This window comes from Microbacterium sp. H6, assembly GCF_003314775.1.
Taxonomy (GTDB): domain Bacteria; phylum Actinomycetota; class Actinomycetes; order Actinomycetales; family Microbacteriaceae; genus Microbacterium; species Microbacterium oxydans.
On the sequence record NZ_QOAY01000254.1, the window covers coordinates 19,334 to 27,621 of the forward strand.

General features: G+C 68.4%; 6 protein-coding genes and 1 pseudogene. 6 read left to right on the forward strand and 1 reads right to left on the reverse strand.

Annotated elements, in window-relative coordinates:
• Nucleotides 1-218 (forward strand): annotated as a pseudogene (locus tag DSP71_RS24125) (hypothetical protein); the annotation flags it as partial.
• Between the two features lie 104 nt (nt 219-322).
• Here DSP71_RS24125 and DSP71_RS16220 read toward each other — a convergent pair.
• A complete protein-coding gene (locus DSP71_RS16220; protein ID WP_046749149.1) occupies nt 323-1,228 on the reverse strand; it encodes a heme o synthase in 906 nt (301 codons plus the stop codon).
• A 218-nt stretch (nt 1,229-1,446) separates the two neighbouring features.
• On the opposite strand from DSP71_RS16220, the gene tkt reads away from it, so the two are divergent.
• The 5 genes from tkt to DSP71_RS16245 all read left to right on the forward strand — a co-directional run.
• Complete coding sequence (tkt, locus tag DSP71_RS16225; RefSeq protein WP_113681604.1) at nt 1,447-3,558, forward strand: transketolase; 2,112 nt, start codon at nt 1,447-1,449, stop codon at nt 3,556-3,558.
• Nucleotides 3,555-4,667, forward strand: a complete 1,113-nt coding sequence (gene tal / locus DSP71_RS16230; protein WP_113681601.1) for a transaldolase — start codon at nt 3,555-3,557, stop codon at nt 4,665-4,667. The genes tkt and tal overlap by 4 nt, the downstream gene beginning before the upstream one ends.
• Complete coding sequence (locus DSP71_RS16235; RefSeq protein WP_046749151.1) at nt 4,664-6,271, forward strand: glucose-6-phosphate isomerase; 1,608 nt, start codon at nt 4,664-4,666, stop codon at nt 6,269-6,271. Before tal ends, DSP71_RS16235 begins: the two co-directional genes overlap by 4 nt.
• Before the next feature lie 21 nt (nt 6,272-6,292).
• Nucleotides 6,293-7,843: a glucose-6-phosphate dehydrogenase gene (gene zwf / locus DSP71_RS16240; RefSeq protein WP_046749152.1), complete on the forward strand. Its 1,551-nt coding sequence runs from the start codon at nt 6,293-6,295 to the stop codon at nt 7,841-7,843.
• Nucleotides 7,840-8,288 (forward strand): glucose-6-phosphate dehydrogenase assembly protein OpcA (locus DSP71_RS16245; protein ID WP_181800758.1); only part of this gene is annotated, 449 nt, incomplete at its 3' end. The genes zwf and DSP71_RS16245, both read left to right, overlap by 4 nt.

Below are 8,288 nucleotides of genomic sequence, written 5' to 3' on the forward strand. Positions count from 1 at the left end.
TCGTCGCGTCCCCCGCTCCTGCAGTCGTCGAGGCGATCGACTGGACCGCCGCCCCCGACGAGACGCACGCTCCTGTCACGGACACCGCTTCGCCCGTCACGGACACTGCGGCGGACGCCGACGCGGGATCCGACGCCGCTGCGGCGCCGGCGGCCGCGCTCGATGACGCGCCGGCGAAGGACGCGAACTCAGACGACTCCCCGTCGATCACCCGCTGAGCGCCTGTGCGCAGGTGATCCCTGAGCACAGAACGACGGAGCGGCGCCGAGGACATCCTCGGCGCCGCTCCGTCGTTCTGGGAGACCAGCCTCCCTGCGTCAGGTCAGAAAGGAAGCAGCGGGTCGACCGCGACCGCGACGAAGATCAGCGTCAGGTATGTGATGGACGCGTGGAACACGCGCATCGGACGCGGCTCGGTCCCGTGGACGGCGCGGTTGTAGAGACGGTGCGATTCGTAGATGAACCATCCACCGAACACGGCGGCTGACACCGTGTACACGAGTCCCATGCCGGCGATCGGCACCAGGAGGAGCGAGCAGGCGACGGTGGCCCACGCGTAGAGGATCACCTGGAGGCCGACCTGGGAGGCGTTGCGCGTGACACCCAGCATGGGGACGTCGACGTCTTCGTAGTCGTCCTTGTACTTCATCGACAGCGGCCAGTAGTGCGGCGGCGTCCACAGGAAGACCAGGAGGAACAGGATGAAGGCGGGCCAGTCGAGCGAGCCGGTGACCGCCGACCACCCGATCAGCACGGGGAAGCAGCCGGCGATACCGCCCCAGATGATGTTCTGCTCGGTACGGCGCTTGAGGATCATCGTGTAGATCACGACGTAGAAGAAGATGGCCGTCGCCGACAGCGCAGCGGTGAGCCAGTTGGTCGTCAGCAGGAGCCAGCCCGTGGAGGCGACCGCCAGCGTCCAGGAGAAGATCAGCGCGCCACGCGGGCTGACCTCGCCCGTGACGAGCGGACGGTTCTCGGTGCGATGCATGTGCGCGTCGATGTCGCGATCGAGGTACATGTTGAAGGACGCCGCCGAACCGGCGCTCATCGAGCCGCCGATGACGGTGGCCAGCACGAGCCACAGGTTCGGCATTCCTCCCTGCGCAAGGAACATCACCGGCACGGTGGACACGAGCAGGAGCTCGAGGACACGCGGCTTGGTGAGGGTGATATAGGCCTTCACCGTGCGACCGACGGACGACTTCCTCACGGTCTGATCAGACATCGTCGAGATCTCGATCGCCTCCTCCGCACGTGTGACCGGACAACCTCTCCAGTGTATGACACGGGATGACGTGTTCCGGCTCCCGGTCCCGCGTAGTGCGACTCACGTCACCGCTATGCTGAAACCACTCGCGCGCCCGGCGATGTGCACCTCACCGTGAAGTCGCGGACCTGCCAGGGAATACGGGCGCCCTCGAAACTGTCGGAAAGGGCATGAACGTGTCGGAATTGCAGTGGGATGAGATCGATCGACGCGCGGTGGACACCGCACGGATCCTGGCGGCCGATGCCGTCGAGAAGGTCGGCAACGGTCACCCCGGCACCGCGATGAGCCTCGCTCCCGCCGCGTATCTCCTGTACCAGCGCGTTCTGCGCCACGACCCGACCGATGTCGACTGGCTGGGGCGCGACCGCTTCATCCTGTCGGCCGGCCACTCGTCGCTCACCCAGTACGTCGAGCTCTACCTCGGCGGCTTCGGGCTCGAGCTCGACGACCTCAAGGCCCTCCGTACGTGGGGTTCCCTCACGCCGGGCCACCCGGAGTACGGCCACACCAAGGGCGTCGAGATCACGACCGGTCCTCTCGGGCAGGGCCTGGCCTCCGCCGTGGGCTTCGCCTACGCCGCACGCTACGAGCGCGGCCTGTTCGATCCCGAGGCCGCTGCGGGCACGAGCCCGTTCGACCACTTCGTGTACGTGATCGCCGGCGACGGCGACCTGCAGGAGGGCGTGACCAGCGAGGCCTCGTCGCTCGCGGGCCACCAGCAGCTCGGCAACCTGATCGCGATCTACGACTCCAACCAGATCTCCATCGAGGACGACACGAACGTCGCCTTCACCGAGGACGTCGCCGCTCGCTACGAGGCCTACGGCTGGCAGGTGCAGGTCGTCGACTGGAAGAAGTCCGGCGAGTACGTCGAGGACGTCGCCGAGCTGTACGCGGCGATCGAGGCTGCGAAGGGTGAGACGTCGAAGCCGTCGCTGATCATCCTCAAGACGATCATCGGCTGGCCGTCGCCCGGCAAGCGGAACTCCGGGAAGATCCACGGTTCCGCGCTCGGTGCGGATGAGCTCGCCGCGACCAAGAAGGTCCTGGGCTTCGACCCCGAGGAGCACTTCGCGGTCGCCGACGACGTGATCGAGCGCACTCGCGGGCTCGCCGCCCGTGCGGCCGAGGTGCGTGCGTCCTGGCAGGAGTCGTTCGACGCGTGGGCCGCCGCCAACCCGGAGAAGAAGGCCCTTCTCGACCGCCTCGAAGCACGCGAACTGCCCACCGACATCGCTGCCGCGCTCCCCGTGTTCGAGGCCGGCAAGGAGGTCTCGACCCGCGCCGCGTCCGGTCAGGTCATCAACGCCCTCGCTGCGGAGCTTCCGGAGCTGTGGGGCGGTTCCGCCGACCTCGCCGAGTCGAACCTCACCACGATCAAGGGCGCCCCGTCGTTCATCCCCGCTGAGTGGTCGACGCATGAGTGGTCAGGAAACCCCTACGGTCGCGTGCTGCACTTCGGCATCCGTGAGCACGCTATGGGCGCGATCATCAACGGCATCGTCCTGCACGGCCCGACCCGGGCGTTCGGTGGTACGTTCCTGATCTTCAGCGACTACATGCGTCCGCCCGTCCGTCTGGCCGCCCTCATGAACGTGCCCAGCATCTTCGTCTGGACCCACGACTCCGTCGCCCTCGGCGAGGATGGCCCGACGCATCAGCCGATCGAGCAGCTCGCCACGCTTCGTGCGATCCCGAACTTCACGGTCGTGCGCCCGGCTGACGCGAACGAGACCGCTGCGACCTGGTTGGAGATCCTCCGTCGTCACGAAGGCCCCGCCGGCATCGCACTGACGCGTCAGAACATCCCGGTGTTCGAGCGCGGCGATGGTGCTGCCGAAGGCGACACCTTCGCCTCCGCCGACAACGCCGCAAAGGGCGCCTACGTTCTCGCCGAGGCGCCGAACGGCACGCCGGACGTCATCATCGTCGCCACCGGGTCCGAGGTGCAGCTGGCGGTCAACGCCCGTGAGGCTCTCGCCGCCGAGGGCGTGAACGTGCGCGTGGTCTCCGCTCCGTCGCTGGAGTGGTTCGACGAGCAGGACGCCGAGTACCGCGAGAGCGTGCTCCCGGCAGCAGTCACCGCCCGCGTGTCGGTCGAAGCGGGCTCCGTGCTCAGCTGGCGCGGCATCGTGGGCGACCGCGGCCGCTCGGTCGGCATCGACCACTTCGGCGCCTCCGCCGACTACAAGACCCTCTTCGAGAAGTTCGGCATCACCACCGAGGCCGTCATCGCGGCCGCCCGCGAGACCATCGCGGCCAACAGCACCAAGGAGAACGCATGAGCACCCCCACCGCGCAGCTCGCCGCCGCAGGCGTCAGCATCTGGCTCGACGACCTCTCCCGCACCCGCATCTCCTCCGGCAACCTGCAGAACCTCATCGACACGAAGAATGTCGTCGGCGTCACCACGAACCCGACGATCTTCGCCAACGCGATCACCGACAAGAACGACACGTCGTACGACGCGCAGGTCACTGAGCTCGCCGGCTCCGGTGCCACCGCGGAGGAAGCGGTCTTCGCTGCCACCACGCAGGACGTCGCCGCAGCCCTCGACGTGTTCCGCCCCGTGTGGGAGGCCTCCGACCACGTCGACGGCCGCGTCTCGATCGAGGTCTCCCCCGACCTCGCGCATGACACCGCGGGTACCGTCGCGCAGGCCAAGGAGCTGTGGGCCAAGATCGACCGCCCCAACCTGCTCGTCAAGATCCCCGCGACCAAGGCGGGGCTTCCGGCCATCGCCGAGGCCATCGGCGCCGGCATCAGCGTCAACGTGACGCTGATCTTCAGCCTGGAGCGCTACGCCGAGGTCATCGACGCATACCTGACAGGGCTCGAGACCGCGAAGGCGGCGGGCATCGACCTGTCGACCATCCACTCGGTCGCCTCGTTCTTCGTGTCGCGCGTCGACACCGAGACCGACAAGCGCCTCACCGCGATCGGCACTCCCGAGGCGGAAGCACTCAAGAGCAAGGCAGGCCTCGCCAACGCCCGCCTCGCGTACGAGCTGTTCGAGAAGACGTTCGCCGGAGATCGCGCCACGGCGCTGCTCGGCGCGGGGGCGAATCTGCAGCGCCCGCTGTGGGCGTCGACCGGCGTCAAGGACCCGGCTCTTCCCGACACCCTCTACGTCACCGAGCTCGTCGCCCAGGGCGTCGTCAACACCATGCCGGAGAAGACGCTCGACGCCACCTTCGACCACGGCGTCGTCACCGGTGACACCATCACCGGCGGCTACGACGACGCCCGCGCCGTGTTCGCGGGGATCGCCGAGCTCGGCATCGACTTCACCGACATCACACAGGTGCTCGAGGACGAGGGGGTCGCGAAGTTCATCGACTCCTGGCACGATCTGCTCGCGCAGGTCACCGAGGCTCTGGAGTCGCAGCGATGACCTTCTCGATCCACACGTCCGGCGCCGCGCGCGCCGCGATCGACGAGACGGTTCCCGCCCTCGTCCACGACCTCGTCGCCTCCCGCATCACCAGTGGCGACGCGACGCTCTGGGGTCCTGCGGCGGAGGCGGAAGCGTCTGTGCGACTCGGATGGGTGGAGGCCGTCTCCGTCTCGCGTCCCCTCGTCGCCGAGATCGTCGCGCTCCGCGCCGACCTCAACGCCAAGGGCGTCACCCGGGTCGTGCTGGCCGGCATGGGAGGCTCCTCGCTCGCGCCCGAGGTCATCGCGCAGACGGCCGGCGTGCCGCTGACGATCCTCGACTCGACCGCTCCCGGCCAGGTGCTCGCCGCCCTCGATGAAGGGCTCGCCGACACGGTGCTGGTCGTGTCGTCGAAGTCGGGCTCCACCGTCGAGACCGACTCCCAGCGCCGCACGTTCGAAGCCGCGTTCCGCGATCTCGGGATCGACCCCGTCGAGCGCATCGTGGTCGTCACCGATCCCGGCTCACCGCTCGACGCCTCCGCCCGCGAGGCCGGATACCGCGTCTTCAACGCGGACCCGAACGTCGGCGGCCGCTACTCGGCGCTCACCGCCTTCGGGCTGGTGCCGTCGGGACTCGCCGGCGTCGACATCGACGAGCTTCTGAACGAGGCCGAGGCTTCGCTGCTCGAGGTCGCCGTCGACTCGGCCGAGAACCCCGCTCTGCGACTGGGGGCGGCGATCGCGGCCACGAACCCGCGACGCGACAAGCTCGGTCTGATCACCGATGGCACGCACATCAAGGGCCTGCCGGACTGGATCGAGCAGCTCATCGCCGAGTCCACCGGCAAGGAGGGCACGGGGATCCTCCCGGTCGTGCTGCTCCCCGTCTCCCCCGAGCTCGATCCGGTCCCGGCCGACCTCCAGATCGTGCGACTGGTAGACGACGCCAACGAGTTCCACCTCCACGAGCGTCATGAGGGCGAGATCCTCGTCAGCGGGACGCTGGGCGCCCAGCTCATCGTGTGGGAGTACGCCACCGCGATCGCCGGACACCTGCTGCACATCAACCCGTTCGATCAGCCCGACGTCGAGTCGGCGAAGGTCGCCGCCCGCGGACTGCTCGACGCTCGCCCCGAGCCCACGGCGCCGGCGTTCGTCGAGAACGGTGTGGAGGTCCGGGTGTCCGACCCCGCCCTCGCCGCCTCTGGCACGGTCGAAGGCGTGCTGGACGCCCTCTGGGCCCAGCTCCCCGCCGACGGCTACGTGTCCATCCAGGCGTACGTCAACCGTCTCGAGGTTCCGCAGCTCCAGGGCCTGCGTGAGCTCGTCGCAGCAGACTCCGGGCGGCCGACCACGTTCGGGTGGGGACCCCGATTCCTGCACTCGACCGGCCAGTACCACAAGGGCGGCCCCGCGCAGGGAGTGTTCCTGCAGATCCTGGAGCGCACCGAGGTCGACCTCGAGATCCCCGACCGGCCCTTCACCTTCGGGCAGCTCATCCAGGCGCAGGCCGCCGGTGATGCCGCCGTGCTCGCCGAGCACGGGCGTCCCGTCGTCACCCTGACGATCACCGAGTCCTCGGACGACGTGCTCGCCCTCTTCGAAGCCGCACAGAAGTAACAGCAGGAGAATCCCCCACCGATGTCTGTTCCCATCTCGCGCGGGCACAACCCGCTGCGTGACCCCGATGACCGCCGTCTCAACAGGATCGCGGGCCCCAGCGCCCTCGTGATCTTCGGCGTCACCGGAGATCTCTCACGCAAGAAGCTGATGCCAGCGGTCTACGACCTCGCGAACCGCGGTCTGCTCCCTCCCGGGTTCGCCCTGGTGGGATTCGCCCGACGCGACTGGGAGGACCAGGACTTCGCCCAGGTCGTCTACGACGCCGTGAAGGAGCACGCCCGCACGCCGTTCCGCGAAGAGACGTGGACCCAGCTGCTGCAAGGCATCCGCTTCGTCTCGGGTGAGTTCGACAACCCGGACTCCTTCCGCAAGCTGCGTGACACCATCGAGAAGCTCGACGTCGAACGGGGGACGATGGGCAACCACGCGTTCTACCTGTCGATCCCGCCGAAGGACTTCCCGCTGGTCGCGAAGCAGCTCAAGGAATCCGGTCTCGTCGGCGAGAACAGCGACGATGACGAGCGCTGGCGTCGTGTCGTGATCGAGAAGCCCTTCGGACACGATCTCGAGTCCGCGCGGGCTCTGAACGCCGCTCTCGAGGTGGCCTTCCCCGCGGACTCGATCTTCCGCATCGACCACTACCTCGGCAAGGAGACGGTTCAGAACATCCTGGCCCTGCGCTTCGCCAACGAGCTGTACGAGCCGATCTGGAACCGCAACTACGTCGACCACGTGCAGATCACGATGGCCGAGGACATCGGCGTCGGCGGGCGTGCCGGGTACTACGACGGTATCGGTGCCGCACGAGACGTGATCCAGAACCACCTGCTGCAGCTGCTGGCGCTGACAGCGATGGAGGAGCCGATCAGTCTCTCGGCCGAGCACCTGCGCGCCGAGAAGGAGAAGGTCCTCGCGGCCGTGCATGTGCCCGACGACCTGTCGCTCGCGACCGCCCGCGGGCAGTACGCGGGCGGATGGCAGGGTGGCGAGAAGGTCACCGGCTTCCTGGAAGAGGAGGGGATGAACCCCGAGTCGACCACGGAGACGTACGCCGCGATCAAGCTCGAGATCGACACCCGTCGCTGGGCGGATGTGCCCTTCTACCTGCGGACGGGGAAGCGTCTGGGCCGTCGTGTGACCGAGATCGCCGTGGTCTTCAAGCGCGCGCCTCAGCACCTGTTCGGCCGCGGCAACGCGTCCGAGCTCGGACAGAACGCGCTCGTCATCCGCGTGCAGCCGGACGAGGGCGTCACGATCCGCTTCGGCTCGAAGGTGCCTGGCAGTGGCTCCAACGTCCGCGACGTGACGATGGACTTCGGCTACGGCCACGCCTTCACGGAGGCGAGCCCTGAGGCGTACGAGCGTCTGATCCTCGATGTCCTGCTGGGCGATCCGCCGCTGTTCCCGCGGCACGAGGAGGTCGAGCTCTCCTGGAAGATCCTCGACCCGGTCGAGAAGTACTGGGCCGCCCAGGGCGGTCCGGTGGAGCAGTATGCGCCCGGCTCGTGGGGACCGGCATCCGCCGACGACCTGCTGGCCCGCGATGGACGAGTCTGGAGACGCCCGTGATCATCGACCTTCCCGACATGACCGTCAGCCAGGTCGCGAAGCAGCTGGTCAAGGTGCGCGAGGAGGGCGGAGCTGTCGCCCTCGGCCGCGTGCTGACCCTCGTCATCGCTGCCCGCAACGGAGTGGCGGAGGCGGCGATCGATGCCGCCAACGACGCTTCGCGGGAGCACCCGATGCGTGTGATCGTGATCACCACAGGTGAAGGCGAGTCCCGTCTCGACGCGCAGATCCGCGTCGGCGGCGACGCCGGCGCCAGCGAGGTCGTCGTCCTGCGCGCCTTCGGGGATGCCGCGAGCAACGAGGAGAGCCTCATCACGGGCCTCCTGCTGCCCGACGCCCCCGTGGTCGCCTGGTGGCCGGAGTCCGCGCCCGTCGCACCGGCGCAGTCCCCGCTCGGCAAGATCGCTCAGCGCCGCATCACCGACGCCGCGACGGCGCACGATGT

Bases quoted from the DNA above. Each gene is read 5' to 3' on its own strand.
- zwf (WP_046749152.1), top strand. From the start codon at position 6,293: ATGTCTGTTCCCATCTCGCGCGGGCACAACCCGCTGCGTGACCCCGAT.
- tal (WP_113681601.1), top strand. From the start codon at position 3,555: ATGAGCACCCCCACCGCGCAGCTCGCCGCCGCAGGCGTCAGCATCTGG.
- DSP71_RS16220 (WP_046749149.1), bottom strand. From the start codon at position 1,228: ATGTCTGATCAGACCGTGAGGAAGTCGTCCGTCGGTCGCACGGTGAAG.
- DSP71_RS16235 (WP_046749151.1), top strand. From the start codon at position 4,664: ATGACCTTCTCGATCCACACGTCCGGCGCCGCGCGCGCCGCGATCGAC.